Annotated in this window: 21 protein-coding genes; 17 read left to right on the top strand and 4 right to left on the bottom strand. The window is 35.8% G+C overall.

Annotated elements, in window-relative coordinates; translation table 11 throughout:
* Window positions 1-15: 15 nt before the first annotated feature.
* The 8 genes from ftsA (at window position 16) to ileS (ending at window position 9,275) form a co-directional block, all read left to right on the top strand.
* Window positions 16-1,338, top strand: a complete 1,323-nt coding sequence (gene ftsA, locus AC4BB2_RS10595) for a cell division protein FtsA (RefSeq protein WP_490472902.1) — start codon at window positions 16-18, stop codon at window positions 1,336-1,338.
* Window positions 1,339-1,364: 26 nt separating this feature from the next.
* Window positions 1,365-2,615 (top strand): cell division protein FtsZ, encoded by a 1,251-nt coding sequence (gene ftsZ / locus AC4BB2_RS10590; protein ID WP_069634444.1) that lies wholly within the window; start codon window positions 1,365-1,367, stop codon window positions 2,613-2,615.
* 15 nt (window positions 2,616-2,630) lie between these two features.
* Entirely contained in the window at window positions 2,631-3,308 is a 678-nt protein-coding gene (locus AC4BB2_RS10585; protein WP_490472901.1) for a YggS family pyridoxal phosphate-dependent enzyme, read from the top strand.
* A gap of 13 nt (window positions 3,309-3,321) precedes the next feature.
* Complete coding sequence (locus AC4BB2_RS10580; protein ID WP_490472900.1) at window positions 3,322-3,921, top strand: cell division protein SepF; 600 nt, start codon at window positions 3,322-3,324, stop codon at window positions 3,919-3,921.
* A 10-nt stretch (window positions 3,922-3,931) separates the two neighbouring features.
* Window positions 3,932-4,204, top strand: a complete 273-nt coding sequence (locus tag AC4BB2_RS10575; RefSeq protein ID WP_490474693.1) for a YggT family protein — start codon at window positions 3,932-3,934, stop codon at window positions 4,202-4,204.
* Window positions 4,205-4,226: 22 nt separating this feature from the next.
* Entirely contained in the window at window positions 4,227-5,009 is a 783-nt protein-coding gene (locus AC4BB2_RS10570; RefSeq protein ID WP_490472899.1) for a YlmH family RNA-binding protein, read from the top strand.
* Between the two features lie 19 nt (window positions 5,010-5,028).
* A complete protein-coding gene (locus tag AC4BB2_RS10565) occupies window positions 5,029-5,730 on the top strand; it encodes a DivIVA domain-containing protein (RefSeq protein WP_490472898.1) in 702 nt (233 codons plus the stop codon).
* Window positions 5,731-6,485: 755 nt separating this feature from the next.
* The gene (ileS, locus tag AC4BB2_RS10560) at window positions 6,486-9,275 is read left to right on the top strand and encodes an isoleucine--tRNA ligase (RefSeq protein ID WP_490472897.1); all 2,790 of its coding nucleotides are present in this window, start codon (window positions 6,486-6,488) and stop codon (window positions 9,273-9,275) included.
* Between the two features lie 44 nt (window positions 9,276-9,319).
* On the opposite strand, the gene zwf is transcribed toward ileS, so the two are convergent.
* Both zwf and efaR read right to left on the bottom strand, forming a co-directional pair.
* Window positions 9,320-10,840 (bottom strand): glucose-6-phosphate dehydrogenase, encoded by a 1,521-nt coding sequence (zwf, locus tag AC4BB2_RS10555; protein WP_490472896.1) that lies wholly within the window; start codon window positions 10,838-10,840, stop codon window positions 9,320-9,322.
* An 85-nt stretch (window positions 10,841-10,925) separates the two neighbouring features.
* Window positions 10,926-11,573 (bottom strand): transcriptional regulator EfaR, encoded by a 648-nt coding sequence (gene efaR / locus AC4BB2_RS10550; RefSeq protein WP_490472895.1) that lies wholly within the window; start codon window positions 11,571-11,573, stop codon window positions 10,926-10,928.
* A gap of 410 nt (window positions 11,574-11,983) precedes the next feature.
* Between efaR and AC4BB2_RS10545 the strand changes: the two genes are divergently transcribed.
* From AC4BB2_RS10545 to AC4BB2_RS10525, 5 genes are all read left to right on the top strand, one after another.
* Window positions 11,984-12,175, top strand: a complete 192-nt coding sequence (locus AC4BB2_RS10545; RefSeq protein ID WP_490472894.1) for a hypothetical protein — start codon at window positions 11,984-11,986, stop codon at window positions 12,173-12,175.
* 155 nt (window positions 12,176-12,330) lie between these two features.
* Window positions 12,331-13,836 carry a glycerol kinase GlpK gene (gene glpK / locus AC4BB2_RS10540; protein WP_490472893.1) on the top strand — a complete coding sequence of 502 codons (1,506 nt, stop codon included), beginning with the start codon at window positions 12,331-12,333 and terminating at the stop codon, window positions 13,834-13,836.
* A 32-nt stretch (window positions 13,837-13,868) separates the two neighbouring features.
* Window positions 13,869-14,666: an AraC family transcriptional regulator gene (locus AC4BB2_RS10535; RefSeq protein WP_490472892.1), complete on the top strand. Its 798-nt coding sequence runs from the start codon at window positions 13,869-13,871 to the stop codon at window positions 14,664-14,666.
* A gap of 44 nt (window positions 14,667-14,710) precedes the next feature.
* On the top strand, window positions 14,711-15,094 hold the full coding sequence (locus AC4BB2_RS10530; protein WP_490472891.1) for a VOC family protein: 384 nt from the start codon (window positions 14,711-14,713) through the stop codon (window positions 15,092-15,094).
* 4 nt (window positions 15,095-15,098) lie between these two features.
* Window positions 15,099-15,467: an MmcQ/YjbR family DNA-binding protein gene (locus tag AC4BB2_RS10525; protein WP_490472890.1), complete on the top strand. Its 369-nt coding sequence runs from the start codon at window positions 15,099-15,101 to the stop codon at window positions 15,465-15,467.
* Between the two features lie 53 nt (window positions 15,468-15,520).
* Here AC4BB2_RS10525 and AC4BB2_RS10520 read toward each other — a convergent pair whose 3' ends face one another.
* Both AC4BB2_RS10520 and AC4BB2_RS10515 read right to left on the bottom strand, forming a co-directional pair.
* Complete coding sequence (locus AC4BB2_RS10520) at window positions 15,521-16,267, bottom strand: TraX family protein (protein WP_490472889.1); 747 nt, start codon at window positions 16,265-16,267, stop codon at window positions 15,521-15,523.
* A 311-nt stretch (window positions 16,268-16,578) separates the two neighbouring features.
* The gene (locus AC4BB2_RS10515) at window positions 16,579-16,962 is read right to left on the bottom strand and encodes a DUF4828 domain-containing protein (protein WP_490472888.1); all 384 of its coding nucleotides are present in this window, start codon (window positions 16,960-16,962) and stop codon (window positions 16,579-16,581) included.
* A gap of 243 nt (window positions 16,963-17,205) precedes the next feature.
* Between AC4BB2_RS10515 and sfsA the strand changes: the two genes are divergently transcribed.
* From sfsA to AC4BB2_RS10495, 4 genes are read left to right on the top strand one after another with little or no spacing between them, the layout of a single operon-like run.
* Window positions 17,206-17,943 carry a DNA/RNA nuclease SfsA gene (gene sfsA / locus AC4BB2_RS10510; protein ID WP_490474692.1) on the top strand — a complete coding sequence of 246 codons (738 nt, stop codon included), beginning with the start codon at window positions 17,206-17,208 and terminating at the stop codon, window positions 17,941-17,943.
* A gap of 8 nt (window positions 17,944-17,951) precedes the next feature.
* A complete protein-coding gene (locus AC4BB2_RS10505; protein ID WP_490472887.1) occupies window positions 17,952-18,953 on the top strand; it encodes a Gfo/Idh/MocA family protein in 1,002 nt (333 codons plus the stop codon).
* Window positions 18,954-18,979: 26 nt separating this feature from the next.
* Complete coding sequence (locus AC4BB2_RS10500) at window positions 18,980-20,260, top strand: DEAD/DEAH box helicase (RefSeq protein ID WP_490472886.1); 1,281 nt, start codon at window positions 18,980-18,982, stop codon at window positions 20,258-20,260.
* A 41-nt stretch (window positions 20,261-20,301) separates the two neighbouring features.
* Entirely contained in the window at window positions 20,302-23,010 is a 2,709-nt protein-coding gene (locus AC4BB2_RS10495; RefSeq protein ID WP_490472885.1) for a sigma-54-dependent transcriptional regulator, read from the top strand.
* The last annotated feature ends 81 nt before the right edge of the window (window positions 23,011-23,091 follow it).

Genomic DNA, 23,091 nt, shown 5'->3' with positions numbered 1-23,091 from the left:
GGAGGAACCCCATTCATGGCAAAGACAGGAATGTATGTAGGCCTTGATATTGGTACAACATCAGTAAAAGTTGTAGTGGCTGAATTTATTGAAGGTCAAATGAATATCATTGGCGTAGGAAACGCAAAATCTGATGGATTAAATCGAGGAATCATTGTCGATATTGATAAGACAGTAAATGCGATTCAAAGAGCAGTTAGACAAGCAGAAGAAAAAGCGGGAATTCAAATTAAAAGTGTGAATGTGGGGTTGCCAGCAAACTTACTTGAAGTAGAAAATTGTCAAGGAATGATTGCTGTAAGTAGTGAGTCAAAAGAAATCACTGATGAAGATGTAAGAAACGTAGCATCTGCAGCTCTGGTTCGTTCAACTCCTCCTGAACGTCAAATCGTAGCAATCCTACCTCAAGAATTTACAGTTGATGGATTTGAAGGGATCAAAGATCCTAGAGGAATGATTGGCGTTCGTTTAGAAATGTTCGGAGTGGTATTCACAGGTCCGAAAACAATTATTCATAATACTAGAAAATGTGTTGAAAAAGCAGGTTTAATTGTAAATGAACTAGTAATTATGCCGTTAGCACTAACTGAAACTGTTCTTTCTGACGGTGAGAAAGATTTTGGTACGATTGTTATTGATATGGGTGGCGGTCAAACAACGACTTCTGTAATGCATGATAAGCAATTGAAGTTTACTCATGTCAATCAAGAAGGCGGCGAATTTGTTACTAAAGATGTTTCTATTGTATTGAATACATCATTCAATAATGCAGAAGCATTGAAAATTAATTATGGTGATGCATACCCTGAAAGAACATCTGTAAGCGAAGAATTTCCAGTTGATGTAATTGGTAAATCTGAGCCTGTAAAAGTTGATGAGCGTTATCTTTCAGAAGTCATTGAAGCAAGAGTTGAACAAATCTTTAAAAAATCTAAAGAAGTATTAGACGAAATCGACGCTTTGGAACTTCCTGGCGGAGTGATTTTAACTGGTGGCGGAGCAAGCCTTCCAGGTGTTGTTGACTTGGCACAAGAAATATTTGATGCAAGTGTGAAATTGTATGTTCCTAATCATATGGGTTTACGTAACCCAGTATTTACAAATGTGATTAGTATCGTAGAATACTCAGCTCAATTAAATGATATTTATCATATTGCTAAAGGTGCGATCCCAGGCGAAAAGATTAAATCATCACAGCCAATTTCAGTTCAACAAGAAGTACAATATGACACTTATGCAGATACACCCCAAGATGACTATAACGATTCTGAGATACACGAATCTGGTGAAAATGTTACAGGTAAGATCAAAGACTTCTTCTCAAACATTTTTGACTAACAATTAAAACAGGAGGAAACGATACTATGGAATTTTCTTTAGATAATAACATTAACAATGGCGCTGTCATCAAAGTTATCGGTGTAGGCGGCGGTGGCGGTAATGCTGTTAATCGCATGATTGATGAAAACGTTAAAGGCGTAGAATTCATCGCTGCAAATACAGATGTACAAGCCCTAAAAAACTCAAAAGCTGAAACAGTGATTCAACTTGGACCTAAATATACACGTGGTTTAGGGGCTGGGTCACAACCAGAAGTTGGCCAAAAAGCTGCAGAAGAAAGTGAACAAGTAATTTCAGATGCCTTACAAGGGGCAGATATGATTTTTATCACTGCTGGTATGGGTGGCGGAACAGGAACAGGAGCCGCTCCAGTAGTTGCAAAAATTGCCAAAGAATTAGGTGCTTTGACAGTTGGTGTTGTAACAAGACCATTTAGTTTTGAAGGACCAAAACGTGGACGCTACGCTGCTGAAGGAATCGCACTTTTAAAAGAAAATGTTGATACATTATTGATTATTTCTAATAACCGTTTATTAGAAGTGGTTGATAAAAAGACACCGATGCTTGAAGCATTCCGTGAAGCTGACAATGTATTACGTCAAGGAGTACAAGGGATTTCAGACTTGATTACAGCTCCTGGTTACGTTAACTTGGACTTTGCTGATGTGAAGACAGTTATGGAAAACCAAGGAACAGCTTTGATGGGAATTGGTGTTGCTAGCGGTGAAGATCGTGTAATAGAAGCAACGAAAAAAGCAATTTCTTCTCCACTACTTGAAACATCTATTGACGGTGCTGAGCAAGTATTGTTAAATATTACTGGTGGCTTAGACATGACATTGTTTGAAGCGCAAGATGCTTCAGATATCGTGACAAATGCTGCAACAGGTGATGTGAATATCATCTTAGGTACATCTATTAATGAAGATTTAGGCGATGAAATTCGTGTAACAGTTATTGCGACAGGAATCGACCCTTCAAAAAAAGATCGTAAACCTCAACGTCAAAATAGACCAACTCAAATCCAAGCGGTGCAACAAGCGCCTGTGTTGGATATGGAGCAATCAAAACCATCACAACCTCAACCACAAGAAGAGACTAGTGCTTTTGGTGACTGGGATATCCGACGTGAACAAAACGTAAGACCTAAAGTAGAAGATACAACATTTGAAAATGTTGAGAAAAAAGATTTTGAAACATTTCATCGTGAAGAACCATCGCAAAACAATGACGATGAATTAAACACACCACCATTTTTCCGCAGAAAAAGATAGGAGAGACTTTTGACCATGCTAGTTGATAACTTAGAAAAAATAAATCAAGAGATTCGACTAGCATGTTATGAAGCATCTCGGTCAGACAATGATGTAACCATGATTGCCGTGACTAAATCAGTGGGAAATGATAAAGCCAAGGAACTTGCTGAACTTGGTATTGAGAATATGGCTGAGAACCGAGTGGATAAATTACTTGACAAAAAGATGGCACTGGAAAGTTTTTCGTCTATTAAGTGGCATTTGATTGGTAATTTACAGCGTAGGAAGGTAAAATCAATAATAAATGAGATAGATTATTTTCATGCTTTAGACAGTTTGAAATTGGCAGAGGAAATTCAAAAACGAGCAGAGAAGAAAATCTCTTGTTTCGTTGAGGTGAATGTAACCGGTGAAGAAAGCAAACATGGTTTCAGATTAGATGAAGTCATTGACTTCATCCATCAGCTAGAAAATTTTGATAAGATCAAGATTGTAGGCTTGATGACGATGGCACCATTAGATGCTTCTGAACCAGTTCTTCGCGAAGTTTTTTCTCAGTTAAAAAAACTGCAAACAGCAATAAATAATCAGCATCTGTCATATGCGCCATGTACAGAGCTTAGCATGGGAATGAGTAATGATTTCCCAATTGCTATTGAAGAAGGTGCAACTTTTGTACGAATCGGAACAGCAATTTTCAGAGGTGCGTAAAGGAGGGGAATCTATGTCAATTTTTAGTAAAAATGCGTTATCGAGCTTTTTTGGATTATCTGGTGAAGATGAATATGATAATTATGATGAATACGAAGAGCAAAAGGTTGTTAATGAGCAACCAAGACAGACGGTTCGACAAGCATCAGTACAGGCACAAAAACCAACTGAACCTTTGACCGAAAAACCATCTGCTCGTTATCGTTCAACAGAAACACATCAGAACAAACAAGAAAGCCGTCAGGAAACAGCATTTAATGAGAAAAAGGTTGTCTCTATGCGTAGTTCTAATAACTCAAGTTCTAAACGTTCGCAAGACACACATAACTCAGGTAGACCAGGTAAAATTACAATTATTGAGCCACGAGTTTATTCTGAGGCAATGAATATTGCTAAACATATTATAGCAAGTGATGCGGTACTAGTTAATTTTCATTTAGTAGAAGAAAATCAAGCAAGAAGAATTGTTGACTTTCTTACAGGAACAGTTTATGCATTAGATGGGGACATTCAACGTGTAGGCGATGAAATTTTTCTATGCACACCATCAAACATAGAAATCGATAGTGCTACAGCTCAATCGTTAGCAAAAAAACAAATGTTTGATTTCTAGTTAGGAGGTAATTATTATCGCTCTATTTATATTTATACTATACAAAGGTGTTCAAATCTATTCAGGAATTTTAATTATATATGCATTATTATCTTGGTTTCCTGGAGCCTATGACTCTACATTTGGTCGTTTGATCGCAAGTATTTGTGAGCCGTATTTAAGCTTATTCGATCGACTAAATTTAAGAATCGGTATGGTAGGTTTTAATGTAATGATTGCAATTATCGTGTTGAATTTAGCAGCAAGCGGATTAGGCCGAATTTTGCAGTCAATCATGTATTAATAAAAGAAGGGATGATTTGTCTATGAACGCAAATGTGTATCAACATTTTCGAAAAGATGAGCATCCTTTTATTGATTCTATTGGTGATTGGCTAGAACAAGTCGAAAGTCAATATGCTCCTTATTTATCAGATTTTTTAGATCCTAGGCAGTCTTACATTTTAGAAACGTTGATAAGACAAAATAGTGAGTTAGAATTTCAATTTTACGGTGGATACGAACAAGCTGAGCGTAGACGTTGTCTAATTTATCCTGATTACTATGAGCCTAAGCAGGATGATTTTGAAGTCGAACTAGTCGAAATCGTTTATCCTGTAAAATTTTCTACGCTATCCCATGGTAAAATTTTAGGGACGCTAGTTAACACAGGGATTAAGCGAGAATATTTTGGGGACATTATTTCTGACGGCGATAGATGGCAAGTCTTTGTCGCTAAAGAAGTAGCAAATTTTATTTTGACACAGGTAGAAAAAATCGGGAAAATATCTGTAAGATTAGAAAAAAGAAAATATACAGAAATGGTCCTTCCTAAGGATGACTGGACGCAGGAACGAACAACATTAAGTTCTTTACGTCTGGATAATTTGATCTCTAGCGTTTATAATATATCTAGACAGAGATCAAAACAATTGATTGAATCTGGAAAAGTTAAAGTGAATTGGACGGAGAATACAAGACCTGATTTCTTAGTTGATCTATTAGATATTGTGTCCATTAGAGGTTTTGGTCGAGTCCAAATTCAAGAGTTAGAAGGTAAGACGAAAAAGGACAAGTTTCGTTTGTTATTGGGTGTTCTACGAAAATAATCCAAAGAGGTGAAGGAATATGGCATTAACTCCATTAGATATTCAAAATAAGAATTTTTCTACGAAAATGAGAGGATACAATCAAGATGATGTCGATGATTTCTTAGATCAAGTGACGAAAGATTATGAAGACTCTCTTCAAAAAAGACGTGAGCTTGAGAAATCATTAAAGCATGCGGAAGAAAAATTACAATATTTCAATGAATTAAAAGACGCATTGAACCAATCAATTATTGTCGCTCAAGATACAGCAGATAAAGTAAAAACTAGCGCTAATAAAGAATCTGAAGTAATCGTTACCTCAGCTGAAAATACAGCAAACGAAATGATTTCTTCTGCTGAAAAACGCTCAAGTAATCTTATTACATCTGCAGAGGAAAAAGCGAGAGAAATTCTAACAGATGCAACTGACCGTGCACGTCAATTAGCTGCTGAAACAGATGACTTGAAGAAGAAGACTCGTGTCTTCCATCAACGTCTAAGTTTAATGTTAGAAGCACAATTAGAACAAGTTAAAAGTGAAGAATGGAATGAACTACTAAAACCATTCTCAAGTTATGTAAGTGATTCACATACAGTAATCAAAGAAGTTCTTGCAAAAGAACTTGATAAAGAAGAAGTTGTTACAAGCGAACCAGAAGTAGCTGAGCAACCGACTCTTGAACAAGCGGCAATTGATCCAAAAGCAATGCTTGATCTACTAAATAAAGATCCTAAATAATGTTGTAAATAAATAGAACAGAAAAGTCAATAACCATTCTTTTAGCGAGTCAATGATAGTGAAAGTTTGACAGACCCTGGTATTGAAAAGATCCTCTATTTTACTCAAGTTTGAATCAAGTAAAACTTGACGAGTGATTTCGTTAACAATTACAGAGGAAATAATCGAATGTATTGATTATTTTAAATTTGGGTGGTAACACGAGTACTTTCGTCCCTTGGGATGAAGGTACTTTTTGTTTTGCTGTGAATCACCACGACTGGCTTTGCCAGAGTGGATGATGAACAGTACTTGACGAACGGAAGTGAGAGAAGTATCCAAAGTTCTGAATCACCACGACTGGCTTTGCCAGAGTGGATGATGAACAGTACTTGGCGAACGGAAGTGAGAGAAGTATCCAAAGTTCTGAATCACCACGACTGGCTTTGCCAGAGTGGATGATGAACAGTACTTGGCGAACGGAAGTGAGAGAAGTATCCAAAGTTCTGAATCACCACGACTGGCTTTGCCAGAGTGGATGATGAACAGTACTTGACGAACGGAAGTGAGAGAAGTATCCAAAGTTCTGAATCACCACGACTGGCTTTGTCAGAGTGGATGATGAACAGTACTTGGCGAACGGAAATGAGAGAAGTCCCTTTAATAGTGAATTACCAAAATACTCGCTGAAGAATTTAGTAAGGATGGTTTTACACTAGTTAATACAGCAAACTCTTTATTAATCAACACCTATCAATGAAAGTGAGGAAATAAAAATGAAAATGAAAGAAACGTTACAGTTGGGAAAAACGGCTTTTCCAATGCGAGGCAATTTGCCAAATCGTGAAGTAGAATGGCAAAAAGATTGGGAAGAACAAAAAATTTATGAAAAACGTCAAGAACTAAATGAAGGAAAACCGACATTTGTCCTTCATGATGGACCGCCATATGCAAATGGAAATATCCATTTAGGCCATTCGTTAAATAAAATCAGTAAAGATATCATCATCCGTTCAAAATCAATGTCAGGTTTCCGTTCACCATACGTGCCTGGTTGGGATACACACGGATTGCCAATTGAACAAGTTTTGACAAATAAAGGGGTCAAAAGAAAAGAAATGACTTTAGCAGAATACCGTGAAAAATGTGAAGAATATGCGCGTTCACAAGTAGATACACAACGTGCAGATTTTAAACGTTTAGGTGTTGCTGGAGATTGGGAAAATCCTTATATTACATTAGATCCTTCTTATGAAGCTGCTGAAATTCGTGTATTCGGAAAAATGGCTGAAAAAGGCTATATCTACAAAGGCTTAAAACCAATTTATTGGTCCCCTTCAAGTGAATCATCACTAGCAGAAGCAGAAATTGAATATAAAGATGTTAAATCAGCCTCAATCTATGTAGCTTTCAAAATAGTTGATGGTAAAGGTATTTTAGATGCAGATACTTCATTAGTAATCTGGACAACAACTCCATGGACACTTCCAGCAAACTTAGGAATATCTGTAAACCCTGATTATCAATACGTTGTTGTTAAAGCATATGGCAAAAAATATGTTGTTGCAAAAGATCTTTTAGACACTGTTAAAGAAGCTATTGGCTGGGAAGATGTAGAAGTACTTGAAACAATTTCTGGTAAAGATATGGAGTATATGACAGCGCAACATCCATTTTATGACCGCACATCTTTAGTAATGTTAGGCGATCATGTCACATTAGAAGCTGGTACTGGTTTAGTTCACACAGCACCTGGACATGGTGAAGATGATTATATCGTTAGTAAAAAATACAACCTTGATGTTCTTTCTCCTGTGGATAATCGTGGTGTATTTACGGATGAGGCTCCTGGTTTTGAAGGGATTTTCTATGATAAAGCTAATCCGATGATCACAGCATTACTGGACGAAAAAGATGCCTTATTAAAATTAGATTTCTTTACACATAGTTATCCACATGACTGGCGTACGAAAAAACCAGTTATTTATCGTGCAACACCACAATGGTTTGCATCAATCGATAAATTCCGTCAAAATATCCTAGACGAAGTAGAAAAAGTGGATTGGATACTACCTTGGGGTAAAACACGTCTTTACAATATGATTCGTGACCGTGGTGATTGGGTAATTTCTCGTCAACGTGCTTGGGGTGTACCATTGCCAATTTTCTATGCTGAAAATGGGGAAGCGATTATTACACCAGAAACGATTGAACATGTAGCGAATTTATTTACTGAACATGGATCAAATGTTTGGTTCAAACGTGAAGCAAAAGAATTATTACCAGAAGGCTTTACACATCCAGATTCTCCAAATGGTGTATTTACGAAAGAAAATGACATCATGGATGTTTGGTTTGATTCTGGTTCGTCTCATGAAGCAGTATTGCGTCAACGTCCAGAACTGACTTTCCCAGCTGATATGTATCTAGAAGGCTCTGATCAATACCGTGGTTGGTTTAACTCAAGTATTACGACAAGTGTTGCTATAAATGGTGTAGCTCCTTACAAAGCTGTATTATCTCAAGGATTTACATTGGATGGCGAAGGTCGTAAAATGAGTAAATCACTAGGAAATACGATCTTACCGGATAAAGTAATCAAACAAATGGGTGCAGACATTTTACGTCTGTGGGTAAGTAGTGTGGATTATGAAGCTGATGTGCGTGTTTCGATGGATATCTTAAATCAAGTGTCTGAAGTATACCGTAAAATCCGTAATACGATGCGTTTCTTACTAGCTAATACAAGTGATTTTGAACCAAAAGAACATACCGTAGCGTATGACGAATTGCGTTCTGTGGATAAATACATGGTTGTTCGTTTAAACCAAGTAATTAAAGAAATCCGTGAAAAGGGCTATGAAAAATACAATTTCATGCAAATTTATCGTTCAGTAATGAATTTCTTAACTGTCGATCTATCTTCATTCTATTTAGATTTTGCCAAAGATGTTGTTTATATTGAGGCTGAAGATAACTATCAACGTCGTTGCATGCAAACAGTATTTTATGAAACGGCTGTTGCTTTAACAAAACTGTTAACACCAATTATTCCACATACTTCTGAGGAAATCTGGAGTTACTTAAAAGAAGAAGAAGAGTACGTACAATTGTCTGAATTCCCAGGTTATGAAGAATTTGCAAATCAACAAGAGCTATTAGATACATGGGCAGCCTTCTTGGACTTTAGAGATGATGTCTTAAAAGCTTTGGAAGAAGCACGTAACTCTAAATTGATTGGTAAATCGTTGGAAGCAAAAGTGACGGTTTATCCAAATGAACAAATCCGCGAGTTATTAACAGCTGTAGATGCAGATGTAGCTCAATTATTAATCATTTCTGATTTTGAGATAGCTGCTAAAACAGCAGATATTCCTGAAAATGTTGAAAAATTTGATGATATGTCGATTCTTGTGGAAAAAGCAGCAGGTGAAACCTGTGATCGTTGTCGTGCAGTACGTACGGATGTCGGGGAAGATGAAAAATTACCACATTTATGCGGACGTTGTGCAACAATTGTCGAAGAAAACTATCCAGAAGCTGTAGCAGAAGGATTTGAAGAGTAGAATAATAAAAAAGGTTCTGGAAAAAATTCCAGAGCCTTTTTATTTTAATCTAATTTTCCTCGTTCACGGTACCAAGTATCTGGTTGCCAATCCCAAGAAAAGCCGTCTTGTTCTAATAAGTTAAATGCTGCATCAGGTCCCATTGAGCCTGCCGCATAATTTGGAAAGTCAACTGTTGTTTTATCCCAAGCTTGACGAATAATATCAACGATACGCCAAGATTGAGCGACTTCATCCCAATGTGAGAAGTTTGTACCGTCACCATTTAAACCGTCTAATAAGAGCTTTTCATAGGCCTCTGGGCTATTTCCAGTTGTTTCTGCACTGTGACGGTAATCTAATTTTACAGGAGTTGTGGTAAAACCTTGTCCAATTTCTTTTCCGTTGAGAGTCATTGAGAAACCTTCTGTCGGTTGAATATAAATGGTTAGGACATTAGGTGGTAAGTCTGTCTTCTCACCACATTTATCAATATCATCTTTGAAGACATTAACAGGAACTTGTTTGAAGACAATATTGATACGCGTACCTTTTTCTGTTAGTCGTTTTCCTGTACGGATATAAAAAGGTACCCCAGACCAACGGAAATTATCAATTAGGAATTTGCCGGCGACAAATGTTTCCGTTTGAGAATGTTCATCGACATTTGGCTCTTCTCGGTAACTAACAAATTCTTGATCGTCTAGTTTGCCTTGGCCATATTGACCACGGACAAAGTTTTCTAAAGCTTCTTTTTCTGAATACAGACGAATAGCTTGTAAAGCTTTGACTTTTTCTGCACGAATTTCAGCTTCTGAAAAAGCGACTGGAGGTTCCATAGCCAGTAAAGCGACAACTTGGAGAATATGGTTTTGAACCATGTCTTTTAACGCCCCGCTATGGTCATAATAACCACCGCGATCTTCAACACCAAGACTTTCAGCAAAAGTAATCTGTACGTTATCAATATAGCGATTATTCCATTGCGATTCAAAAATGTTATTCGCAAAACGAATTGCAGAAATATTTTGAATCATTTCTTTTCCTAAATAGTGATCAATTCTAAAGATATCTTTTTCAGGAAAAACTGCGCGAATTTCTTCATTTAACTGATAAGCAGAGTCATAATCAGAGCCAAATGGTTTTTCAATAATCAATCGGTCAAAACCATTATCTGTTAAAATTTCTTGTGATTTTAAGTGTTGAACGATTGTGCCAAAAAATTGAGGAGCCATCGCTAAGTAATAAATGTGATTGCCGCCTAATTGGTATTTATCATTTAAAGAATCAGATAATTTTTTTAATGTATCGTAATGTTCAGAGTCATTAACGTTGTGTGCTTGGTAATAGAAGTGACTTGAAAAAGCTTCTGCTTCTTCTTTTGTTGGATTCAACTCTTTAATTGTTTCACGAACAATTTCACGGTAGTGATCGTCAGACCATTCTCTTCTTGCTGTGCCGATAACTGCAAAATGTTCAGCTAAATTCCCTTTACGATATAATCGAAATAACGAAGGATAAAGTTTTCTTTTTGCTAAATCACCAGTGCCGCCAAAGATAGTAAATAGAGCTATTTTTTCATTCATTGCATTTCCCCGCTTTCTTAGTGAAGGCTAGGACAGAAGTGTTTAAAATGGAGTAGCTTCTAATCCTGCCATATAGGAATCCTTTTTATAATTGATCAACAAAAATTGTACTTGCCGCTTTATAACTTATTGCTAGTTCTTTTTTATCATTACTAATACTGATGGGCCCTTCATAAGCTGCAATTTCATCAATTCTGTATTCTTCATGAATTTGTAAATCAATCGATACTAGATAGTCCAGCAACTCTTTTTCATCTAATACACGAGCAATTCGAATGGTCGCTCCAACAGGATAATCTACTAACGTTTGACGTTTTTCTTCGTGTACAGGCTGATTATCTCCCGGGATAACACCACCATGAGGACAAAACTTAGGTTGGTTCAGATACGCAGATAAACGATTAGCTAAAGTTTGTGAGGTAACATGCTCTAACACTTCGGCATCATCGTGAACTTCGTTCCATGAATAATTTAAATGTTCTACTAAAAATACTTCCCACAATCGATGTTTGCGAATGAGTGTACTTGCTTTTTTTAGTCCTAATTCAGTGAGTTGAACACCTTGATAAGGGGAATGTTCAACGAGTTCTTCTTTTACTAACTTTGAAATCATTTCACTGACTGAAGCTGCTGAAACATCCAGGCCAGAGACGATTTGTTTATTGTTGATTTTATTTTCATCGCCACCTAATTCAAAAATAAGTTTTAGGTAGTCTTCGCGATTTGGGGTCATATAGTTCATCCTTTCAAAGAAGCCATCAGAATAAGTTTATCAGAAAATCGTTTTTTTGACCATTTAATAATTTGTTAATCTTAAAAAAAAATAAGTTTTATTTTTCACTCTAAAAAAAAGCAAACAAACATAGAAATGATAACGTTTTCTAGTCGCTTTTTTGTGATATTGCTATGAATAGTTACTGACACTCACGTTGTTAAAAAAAATATTATTAAAATAAGATTAGAGTTTTGGGTTGTTTGAAAATAGATTGTCGACGAGCTAGGTAACAAAGCAAGTATTGATTGTTTTTATTAAAATCTATAAACTGATAGAGTAATAAAAATAAAGGGGTTTTAAAATGAAAGTAATGAGAACGTGGAGTGATAGGAAAGTGATCACTAGAAAGTTCAAAGGAGTATTTGTTGATGTATAAATTTATTGGTTTAAGGATTGCTAACTTGCGAAAACGTCAAAATATGGAAATGGCTGCTCTTAGCAAAGGAATCATTTCTGTACCTTACCTCTCAAATATTGAGCGATGTTATTTCGCTGATAGAATCAAAATTTTAAAAAGTGATTTTTTGCTTGAAATACTGAGTACACATATTATATTTTGATTGATAGCGTTTATTATGAGTGAAAAATAAATAAACCCAAAACATGCTAAGATTGGAAAAAATCATAGCATGTTTTTTTATTTTATAATAGAACAAGACTTTTAATGAGAGTTTGTTTTATAATAAAACTATCATTTCTGAGGAGCGAACAAAACATGTTTAAAAATCAATACATTTTATCGATAGATCAAGGAACCACAAGTTCAAGAGCCATTCTCTTTAATCATGAGGGACAAGAAATTGCTAAAGCACAAAAAGAGTTTACACAATATTTTCCTAATCCAGGCTGGGTAGAACATGACGGCAATGAAATTTGGAATTCTGTTCAATCAGTCATTGCAGATGTATTGATTGAATCAAAGTTAAAACCAGTTCAAATCAAAGCAATCGGTATTACAAATCAGAGAGAAACAACGATTGTCTGGGATAAACAAACGGGCGAACCAATTCATCCTGCAATTGTGTGGCAGTCTAAGCAGACCAATGAGATTGCCAATGTACTGAAAGAAAAAGGCTACCAAGAATTTATTCAAGAACGAACAGGTTTGATTATTGATTCTTATTTTTCGGCGACTAAAGTCAAATGGCTGCTGGATAATGTTGAAGGTGCGAAAGAAAAAGCCATATCCGGAAAGTTACTATTTGGAACTATCGATACTTGGTTATTATGGAAACTTACAGGCGGTAAAGTACACAAAACGGATTATACGAATGCCAGCCGAACCATGATGTTTAATATCCATACATTAGATTGGGATCAGGAAATTTTAGATATTTTAGGAATTCCTAGCAATATGCTTCCAAAAGTTTGTTCAAATGCAGAAATTTATGGTTATACTGAAGACTATCATTTCTATGGAGAGAATATTCCAATAGCTGCAATGGCTGGAGACCAACAGGCTGCTCTCTTTGGTCAAGCTGCCTTTGAAGAAGGAATGGTCAAAAATACTTATGGTACTGGAGCATTCATTGTGATGAATACAGGAGAAAAAGCGATTTTATCTAAAAATGGATTGTTGACGACGATTGGGTATGGTATAGATGGTAAAGTGACCTATGCTTTAGAAGGAAGTATTTTCGTAGCTGGTTCAGCGATTCAGTGGTTACGTGACGGGTTGGAATTGATTAGAGATGCGAGTGATTCAGAGGATCTCGCCAATCAAGTTACTGATTCCGATGGGGTTTATGTTGTGCCTGCATTTACTGGTTTAGGTGCACCATATTGGGATCAAGATGCGCGAGGCGCAGTTTTTGGTATCACCAGAGGAACAACAAAGGAACATCTGATTCGTGCAACCTTAGATTCCATTGCTTACCAGAGCGCAGATGTGATAAAGACAATGGAAAATGATTCTAAGATCGAAATCAAGTTATTAAGAGCTGATGGCGGAGCTTCAAAAAATGATTTATTGATGCAATTTCAAGCAGATATTATCGATAAACCTGTTGAAGCCGCAACTTTTTCCGAAACAACTGCTTTAGGTGTGGCTTATTTAGCTGGTTTGGCTATAGGATTTTGGAAAGATTTAGCTGAAATCAAAAGCTTTACTCATAATGTAAAACGGTTCGAAGCCGATATCACAGAGGAACAACGAAGTACACTATACGCTGGTTGGAAACGAGCAGTACATGCAACAATGGCGTATAAAGTGGAAGAATAGGATTTAAAATGACTTTTTAAAGGAGGCAAATAATGTATAAACCAAAAATTTGGCAGGAGTTAACGAGTGACTATCAAGAAATAAAACCTGATCGTCGTTTGCATTCATATGTCCAAGCCTATTGGTTTAGTTACAGCGATCAAACAAGTACTCCTACACGAATTATTCCAGATTTATGTTCGGATTTAGTCCTTCAACTGACTCCAGACTTAGAGATTTTATCAGCCACTATTTGTGGACCATCAACCATTTTTTTTAATTCTACTGTTAAGCAGCCAGTTTTTCATTTTGGGATTCGCTATTATCTAGGCGGTATGTATCCATTTTTTAACCACTCTTTTAAAGAGATGAAAAATCAATTACTGTCTTTAGATTTGCTTGAGAAAAGAATGGCTAAAGAGTTAATCGGTAAGTTAACAGGAAAAAACTCGATTAACGAACTGATTCAGAGTGCTGATTTTTATTTTTTGGAGCGATTAAATCAATTAGATACTAAAATAATTTCTCTACCAGTTCAAGAGTTTATAGAAAGTCAATATCATGGGAAAAATTATTCAAAAAGCATGGCAGACAGCTCAATATCCCAACGCAATCTACAACGATTGTTTAGAGAAGAAACAGGACTATCGCCTTATGAAGTATTTGAGGTTTTACGTTTTCAAAAAGTTTACCAAGAAATAGTAATGAAGCCTAAAATTAATCATTTGGATTTAGTAGAGAAATATCATTTTTTTGATCAGGCTCATTATAGTAGAAAAATCAAGAAAATGACAGGTTTAACACCGCAAGAAATTAGATGGCATGTCGGAATTATACAAGACAAAGGGTGACTATCAGAGTATACTATTCTAAAAAGAGATGGAGGAAGATCAAGATGAAACTAGATATGATTGGAATCATTGTCGAGTCGATGGAACAAGCGATTTTGTTTTATGAACGTTTAGGATTTCAGGTGGTAGGTGAAAAGGCTGCCGATTATGTAGAACTGAACAATGAAGGTATGCGAATCTCATTAAATACTAAAAAGATGATTGAAGGAGTATATGGTTATCTGCCGAAAAGTGAAGGTGACAAAATTGAACTTGCTTTTCTATGTGAATCACCTGCAGAAATCGATCAGTTATGTGAAAGAATGAAAAGTTTTGGTTACGAGATTTTTCGTGAGCCGTGGCAAGCTTTTTGGGGACAATATTATGCAATCATCAAGGACATAGACGGTAATTTATTGAGCTTTTTCTGTAATAGTCAGGAAGTGTAAATAGATGGATAAGAAAATAACCTATTTAAAAGCGGAAGCAAAGAAATGGCCAGGGGCGACGGTTGACTATCGGGAAGACTGGGATTGTGATTATTTCGGAATTGAGAAAAAATGTTTTTGTATGCTTGGAACAAATAAAGCAGGTGAAAAGATCATGACAGTCAAAGGGAATCCAGAAGAAAATGAATTATTACGAGAGCAATATCAAGATGTGGTACCAGGCTACTATGCAAATAAAACCCATTGGAATTCATTTAAACTAGAAAATTCATCTTTTACAGAAGAACAGCTTGCATCTTTTTTAAGGAAATCTTATGAACTAGTCCTTGGAAAATTGCCGAAAAAAATCCAAACAAAGTATAAAGAAAATTAAAACGTAAAAACGCAACGTATAGACAAAAGTCTTAACGTTGCGTTTTTACTGAATTAAGCTTGATTTAGATAAAAGTTAATCACCATAATGAGCCAGATATGTGCTGGATAAAATACATAGAATAAATATTTAAAGATTGGATTATTACTTCCTTTTTCACCGTTATAAAGATGAATAAAAGGAATAACTGTAATAAATAGAAATTCAGGATTTACTTCAAGCTGCATTTTGATTATTTCAAAAGAATAGTCAGGTAAACCAATTAGTGTGATTATAATCAAAAAAATAGAAAAGATAAGATAAGAAAGGTCTCTCTTTTTAGCATTGTCTCTAAATAAGTAGCTAAGTAGCATAAAAGGAATGACTATAGAGCCACCTTCTACGGGAAGTAAACTTAAAAAAGATGATAGTATCAATAGTATTGCCAGTACAATTGTAGAAATCCTAATAAAAGGTTCTTTAATCCCTTTAGCAAAGTCAAGTAAGCATAAAATTGTGACTCCAATCGCTAGTGTTAGAAAAATATTATTGTGAATCTGATACATTGAATTTTTAATGATTAATGTGTTGATTAACGTATTTCCCACAAACATAATAGCGGAAAAACCATAAAGTCTTACGAGATATTTTTTTCTATTTCTTGTATAATGGAATCCTTCCACAGCCATAAAACCAAAAAATACAGCTACACAACGTGAAATTATATGAAAAGGAATACTAAATTGTGGTGGTAAAAGAGGGACAAGATGATCAAGTGTCATCAAACCGATCATTATAAGTTTTAATTGATTTCCGTTCATTTCATTCTCCTAAATAAATGTTATTTTTTACTTTCTATAGTATAAAAAAAATAATTCTATTTGGCGTGGGAATGAACGAACAGATAGGTTACAAAAATGATAGGTGATAGTAAGGTGATTCTTTATCGGGGATGTCATTTTACGTGATTCCCTCTAGAGATTAAGCAATTAATTAATTCTTTAAAGATAGGATATTTATTTTAATAGTAACCAAAGTTAATTAATGATAACGTAGCGACTTCAAACAAAAAGGAAATAGAAAAGCAAGCCTCATGAAATATATGAGACTTGCTTTTTTATTTTTTTGTAGACTAATCTAAAGATTCTGTTGATTCTATAACATAAGTAGCGTCATCTGCTTCATCATACAACGAGGCAGGTTTTTCATTTATACATTGAACAATCAAGTGATAGCCATATTCATCTTGAGCAACTAAGCGCTTAGTTGTTAACTCCACCAACATATAATTTAACTTTTTACCGTCGATAATAATTTGTAGATCATCTTCAATCTGTAATGTGTGTTGGGTGGCTTTTTGTTTGTTAATAAACCACCAACTGCCTAAATAATTTTTATATAAATTAGGGATATCCTGGGTTGACTGCTGTTGTTCTTGTTTCTTTTTTAAGAATAGGGAACCAGCAATACCAGTAATAAGTGATGCACCTAGAAATAAAGTCCAATGTTTTTTCATATGATCATTCTCCTCCAAAACAATCATAGCATGAAATAGAAAATCAAACTATTGGGAAACCATTTCCTATAAAGAAATTTAAGGAAGTTGTAAAACCGTGCCTATTTCACACCTATTGTAGTGGAAACCAATCTATTTTTTTCATTTGATTTTAAGTTAAACTTAGGAAGAGTCAATTGGAAATTTTGACGATGCATTTTCATTCAAAATATGGTATTGTTTTGAAGAAAGGGTGTTACAATGATCACATATCCGAACGTGCATCTCGCACATTTTATCCATAGACCAAATCGTTTTATTGCAGAATGTAAATTACTTGAAACTGGTGAAATGGTAACGGTTCACGTGAAAAATACGGGTCGTTGCAAAGAACTATTTTATTCTGGTGTTGAAGTGGCGTTGTCTTATCAGCCTTCTCCAAAGAGAAAAACAGATTACGATTTAATTGCGGTCAAAAAAGGCCAAGCCTGGTTTAATATTGATAGCCAAGTTCCTAATGCTTTAGCTAGCCAAGGGATACTGGATGGAACGATCGTCTTGCCAGATTTAAATGGAAACATTGTTTCACTAAAGAGAGAACAACGATTCGCTCAGTCAAAATTTGATATCTTAGTAGAAACAGATACTGGCAATCAGGCTTTTATTGAAGTTAAAGGAATGACATTAGAGAATCATGGTTTAGGTGCGTTTCCTGATGCGCCGACGATACGAGGATTAAAGCATGTTACTGAGTTGATGGAGGCTGTGAAAGAAGGTTACCAAAGCTATGTATTGTTTGTGATTCAATTTGAGAAAGTTGAAGCTGCAACGATACACACAGATATGCAGCCAGCTTTAGCAGAAATGATTTTATCTGGGCAAAAGCAAGGTCTAAGGGTCATTGCTTACAATTGTTGTGTTACCCCTGATACAATAGCAATAGAACATCAGATACCATTTGATGTCGCAAAAACGTTTGAAGATCCAAATTCAGAAAGGTGAGGGTAAATATGATTCACTTAGGTATTATTGGAACAAACTGGATTAGTCATCAATTTGTTAAGGCAGCATTGGAAACAAAACGCTATGATTTAACAGCCGTTTTTTCTAGGAAGCTGGAAACGGCTCAAGAGTTTGGTAAAGATTACGGGGATGTTGAATATGCAACGGATTTAAAAACATTTTTTGGTATCGCTCATATGGATACGGTCTATATTGCTTCGCCGAATTCGCTACATTTTGAACAAGCGAAACAAGCAATTCAAGCTGGAAAAAATATTATTGTTGAAAAACCCGCTTTCTCAACGCCAGATGAAATAGCAGAAATCATTGAGTTAGCGAATCAGCAAAAAGTCTTCTTTTTTGAAGCTGCTCGTAATATTCATGAGAAAAGTTTCAAAAAAATAGGTGATCTATTACCATTAAAAAATCAAATTATCGGTGCAAACTTTACTTATACAAAATATTCTTCACGCTATGACCAAGTACTTGACGGTCAAGAACCAAATATCTTTTCTCCACATTTTTCAGGAGGAGCGTTGGCTGATTTAGGTGTGTATTTAGTTTATGCCGCAGTTGGCTGGTTTGGTATGCCTAATGAAAGCCATTATTTTGCAAGAAAAATCCCAACAAATGTAGATGGGATCGGCACTGCGATTTTAAGATATGATTTATTTGATGTAACACTACAAACAGGAAAAAACGCCGATTCTTTCCTGGATTCTGAAATTTATTTCGACGGTGGAACTCTAATTTTAGATAGTGTAAATGCAATCTCTAAAGCAGAATTCCATGATCGAAATCATCAAGAACGTGATATTATTTCTTTAACCACTGAAGAAAATCCAATGATTGAAGAAGCCCATGATTTTGCAGATGTACTTGAAAATCCTAACGATCCGGCAATAGGTGTGCGTTATGAAGAGTGGGTAGAATTATCACGCAATGTAAATAAAGTATTAACCACATTAAGAAAAAGTGCCGGTATTGTTTTTGATGCTGACAAAGAATAAACAGCTTCAATGAAGAAAGGACTATTATGACAGTTATCGAAAATTTACCAGAAGCGTGGCAAGAACAGTGGCAAGCTTCTGGTTTTAGTAAGCCATCAATGATTCAAGAAAAAAGCTTCATGCCTCTGTATGAAAAAGAAAATGTGTTAGGTATTTCCCCAACGGGTTCTGGTAAAACCTTGGCATATGTGTTGCCGTTACTTTTAAATGTGGAAAAAAATCAAGGAAGTCAATTATTGATTTTAGCACCTTCACAAGAATTAGCTGTTCAAATCAGTCAAGTTGTACGTGACTGGGCGACATTACTTCAATTGAAAACACAATCATTAATTGGTGGCGCTAATGTTGGTCGACAGGTAGAAAAATTAAAAAAGAAACCAGAGATTTTAGTTGGAACACCTGGTCGAGTATTAGAGTTAATCAAAACAAAGAAAATAAAAAGTCACTTATTACAAACGATTGTTATGGACGAAGTGGATCAGCTTTTTCATGAAAAAGAATTAAATTTAACAAAACAAATTTTGGCTAGTGCACCAACAGACTTTCAGCTTGCCTTTTATTCCGCAACAGCCGATCGTGTAGCTGAAGAAGCTCAAAAATTAACAGATAAACTGACAGTTATTGATGTAACGGAGGAAGATCAGTCTAGTGGTGTTGTGAATCATTATTTTATGGCCTTGTCTCCAAGAAAGAAAAGTGACTATTTAAGAAGTTTAGCCTATACACCTAATTTTCGTGCAATGGTTTTTTTCAATCAAGTAGCTGATTTAGGTTCAGTAGAAGAAAAATTGATTTATGAAGGACTTTCAGTTGCAGGGCTTGCCTCAGATCAGAATAAAACGTTACGTAAATTAGCAATTGATCAATTTTCGAAAGAACGAGCAGTCATGCTTTTGACAACGGATATTGCTGCCAGAGGATTGGATTTTAATGCCATTCCGTTTGTTGTGAATGCTGAAGTTCCTTTGTCAGAAGAAAGTTATATCCATCGAGCTGGACGAGTTGGACGAATGGGAGCAGCGGGTTCTGTTATTACATTTGTCAATGACGCCACCAAGAGAGATTATCAACGACTAATGAAAAAAATAGAGTTACCTTCAAAGGAAATTTTTCTTTATGATGGCGCGATCCATCTAACTAGAAAAGAAAAACCTTCCGCAGAAGAGAAAAACAGCAGCTCAAATATAACGGTCAAAAAAGAATCAACAGAAAAAAAAGCACCTAAGGAACGGACAGAGAAGACTAAAAAACGACCTAAAAACAATAAAAATAAAGGTGCCAGACGTAAACCGTCTACGCCAGATTAAAAGCGTACAAGTAAGAATGTCATGAGTTGAGGAGGCTGTCCATGAAATCTAGAAAAGATGAGATTTTAGCAGTTTTAGAATTAAAAAAACAAGGCATGACAGCGGCAGATGTTGCAGAAGAACTGGCAATTGACCGAAGTAATGCAAGCCGCTATTTAAGTGAATTGTTCAAGGAACGAAAAATCAATAAAAGTGATGGACGTCCAGTCATCTATTCAGTTGTCACAGAAGAGGACAAAGTTCACGTGGATAATTCCAGTGAAGTCACTTTTGATAATTTAGTCGGGGCCCAAGACTCCTTAAAAGTCAGCATCCAACAAGCAAAAGCGGCGATTTTATATCCGCCGCGGGGCTTACATACAATTATTTTTGGTGAAACAGGGACTGGGAAATCCTTGTTTGCAGAATGCATGTATCATTTTGCTGTTGACTCTAAAACGTTGCCGATAGATGCACCTTTTGTTTCATTTAACTGTGCTGATTATGCCCAAAATCCTCAATTGCTTTTTGGTCATATTTTTGGTGTGAAAAAAGGAGCCTATACTGGTGCAAATGAAGATAGCCCAGGCTTGATGTCAAAAGCAGACGGCGGTATTCTTTTCCTTGACGAAATTCATCGTTTACCGCCTGAAGGACAAGAAATGCTGTTTACCTTTATTGATAAAGGGATTTATCGTCCTTTAGGAGAAAGCGGTCAAACCTATGAAGCATCAGTTCAAATCATTGGTGCAACGACAGAATCTTCGGAAAGTTTTTTGACAACCTTTAACCGTAGAATACCGATGGCGATTACTTTGCCATCTTTAGATGCCCGCTCATTAGACGAACGTTATGATATTATTTCATTGTTTATCAAACAAGAAGCAAACCGTTTAAATCAACGGATTGATATTAAAAGAGAAGCGATTCTAGCCTTTATGTTATATGATGCAGAAGGTAATATTGGTCAAGTCAAACGGGATTTGAAGCTTGTTTGCGCTAAATCTTTTCTTCATTATCGTACCCATGATGAGTCGAGTCTAGTTATACGAAAACGTGATTTACCTTTACAAGTGCAAAAAGGCTTGCTAAAAATCAAAGAAGTTGCAGATCGTCTAGATCGTTTTGTCGATAGTAAAAGTAATTATTTGAGTTTTGAACCTGGAACGAATGAAGTTGTTTGGTCTCAAGATCCCGCTCGCGATATGCAAGTCTATAACGAAATCGAAGAAAAAGTAGCGAAACTATCAGCGAATGAATTGGAAAATGTGAATTTAGAGCAGTTGATTTCTAGCGATATGGATGCTTATTTCCAAACCTATGTAGACGAACTTACACAAAATCCTGTCCATAAAGAATTACTACCAGAACCTATTTGGAAGCTAACCGATCAGTTATACGATATTGCAGAAAAAAGACTAGAGCGTAAGTATAACGAAAAAGCTCGTTTTGCTTTTGCTTTGCATCTGCAAAGTACAATTGAACGAGTAAAAGAAGGCCATGTCATTGTTCATCCTGACTTAAACAATGTCAGAAAGAAAATGAAGAGAGAGTTTCAGGTAGCAATGGATTTATCCGCTATTATTGAAGAAGAAAACAACATTGAAATCCCCTTTGATGAGATTGGATTTATCAGTATGTTTTTATCCATTAATGTTGGAAATAAAGAAATCGTTCATGCTAATAATGTTGGCGTAGTTGTTTTGATGCATGGTGATTCTACTGCTTCAAGTATGTTGAAAACGGCCCAAGAACTACTTGGAACACAAACAGGTGCAGCAATGAATATGCCCTTGACGATGGAAGTCCAAACAATGTATGAGCAACTAAAAAGCTATGTATTGAGTCATCGTGAAGATTTAGCGAACGGTATGTTGCTTTTAACAGATATGGGCTCATTGAATTCTTTTGGACACTTGATTTTTGAAGAAACAGGCATCCGTACGAAAGCCATTACGATGACGAGTACAATGATTGTCTTAGAAGCAATTCGGATGGCTAGTGTAGGACGAAGTTTAGAAGATATCTATCAAAACATTCAAATGTCATTTGAAAGTATTATCAGAGAACAGTTCCGCACCAGTCCGCAAAATCGTGAGGAAATTAAAAAAGCTGTTGTAGTAACTTGTTTCACTGGTGAAGGTGTTGCTGCAAAATTATATCAGCGGATTTTACCTGTCATTGATGAAAACAAAGTAGAAATTATTCAAATGCAGTTTTTAGAGCGTGAAGCATTTAAAAAACATATTGACAGTTTAATGGAAGACTATGAAATCAAAGCAATTGCTGGTACCGTTGATGTAGAATACCAGAACATTCCATTTTTCTCAGCCTATGACATATTTGATGACGAAAAACTAAATGTACTTAAGCGAATAGCAGGTGATGACGTTCCCACAGAGAAAATCGTCAAATCATTAGGTGGAACAATCACAGCAGTCGATTCACTGCAAAAATTGATTGTCACATTGCAAAAAACAGTGCATCAAATCCAAACAGATATGCATATTATAGTAGAACCAGGAGTAGATGCTGGAATTGTGATTCATCTGGCATTCTTGGTAGATGCTATTTTAAAAGGCGAGAAATCAAAAGAGTTTGAGAACCTTGGTGAATTTATGAAAAAAAATCGCTTAGAAACAGATGTCACTAGAACCAATTTGATGGTGATTGAAAAAGCCTATCGTATTGCTTTTACGGAGTCAGATATTGCACACTTAACGCAACTGTTTTTAGAAAATAGAATTGAATTAATGACAGAATATAACTAACATTCGTTAGTGTGTAATCGAAAAATAATTAGTGTGTACACAAAACGTATAGACCAAAACCGTGTTATTACTGGGTTTGGT

The organism is Enterococcus sp. AAFC-DPL-5146 (genome assembly GCF_058216635.1).
The sequence above is the reverse complement of the archived record's forward strand: the minus strand, read 5'-3'. Positions and strand labels throughout refer to the sequence as shown.

Bases quoted from the DNA above. Each gene is read 5' to 3' on its own strand.
- ftsZ (WP_069634444.1), top strand. From the start codon at position 1,365: ATGGAATTTTCTTTAGATAATAACATTAACAATGGCGCTGTCATCAAA.
- AC4BB2_RS10545 (WP_490472894.1), top strand. From the start codon at position 11,984: ATGTATAAATTTATTGGTTTAAGGATTGCTAACTTGCGAAAACGTCAA.
- ileS (WP_490472897.1), top strand. From the start codon at position 6,486: ATGAAAATGAAAGAAACGTTACAGTTGGGAAAAACGGCTTTTCCAATG.
- AC4BB2_RS10585 (WP_490472901.1), top strand. From the start codon at position 2,631: ATGCTAGTTGATAACTTAGAAAAAATAAATCAAGAGATTCGACTAGCA.
- AC4BB2_RS10535 (WP_490472892.1), top strand. From the start codon at position 13,869: ATGTATAAACCAAAAATTTGGCAGGAGTTAACGAGTGACTATCAAGAA.
- AC4BB2_RS10530 (WP_490472891.1), top strand. From the start codon at position 14,711: ATGAAACTAGATATGATTGGAATCATTGTCGAGTCGATGGAACAAGCG.
- AC4BB2_RS10500 (WP_490472886.1), top strand. From the start codon at position 18,980: ATGACAGTTATCGAAAATTTACCAGAAGCGTGGCAAGAACAGTGGCAA.
- glpK (WP_490472893.1), top strand. From the start codon at position 12,331: ATGTTTAAAAATCAATACATTTTATCGATAGATCAAGGAACCACAAGT.
- AC4BB2_RS10520 (WP_490472889.1), bottom strand. From the start codon at position 16,267: ATGAACGGAAATCAATTAAAACTTATAATGATCGGTTTGATGACACTT.
- AC4BB2_RS10580 (WP_490472900.1), top strand. From the start codon at position 3,322: ATGTCAATTTTTAGTAAAAATGCGTTATCGAGCTTTTTTGGATTATCT.
- AC4BB2_RS10505 (WP_490472887.1), top strand. From the start codon at position 17,952: ATGATTCACTTAGGTATTATTGGAACAAACTGGATTAGTCATCAATTT.
- AC4BB2_RS10515 (WP_490472888.1), bottom strand. From the start codon at position 16,962: ATGAAAAAACATTGGACTTTATTTCTAGGTGCATCACTTATTACTGGT.
- AC4BB2_RS10565 (WP_490472898.1), top strand. From the start codon at position 5,029: ATGGCATTAACTCCATTAGATATTCAAAATAAGAATTTTTCTACGAAA.
- AC4BB2_RS10570 (WP_490472899.1), top strand. From the start codon at position 4,227: ATGAACGCAAATGTGTATCAACATTTTCGAAAAGATGAGCATCCTTTT.
- ftsA (WP_490472902.1), top strand. From the start codon at position 16: ATGGCAAAGACAGGAATGTATGTAGGCCTTGATATTGGTACAACATCA.
- zwf (WP_490472896.1), bottom strand. From the start codon at position 10,840: ATGAATGAAAAAATAGCTCTATTTACTATCTTTGGCGGCACTGGTGAT.
- AC4BB2_RS10495 (WP_490472885.1), top strand. From the start codon at position 20,302: ATGAAATCTAGAAAAGATGAGATTTTAGCAGTTTTAGAATTAAAAAAA.
- AC4BB2_RS10525 (WP_490472890.1), top strand. From the start codon at position 15,099: ATGGATAAGAAAATAACCTATTTAAAAGCGGAAGCAAAGAAATGGCCA.
- efaR (WP_490472895.1), bottom strand. From the start codon at position 11,573: ATGACCCCAAATCGCGAAGACTACCTAAAACTTATTTTTGAATTAGGT.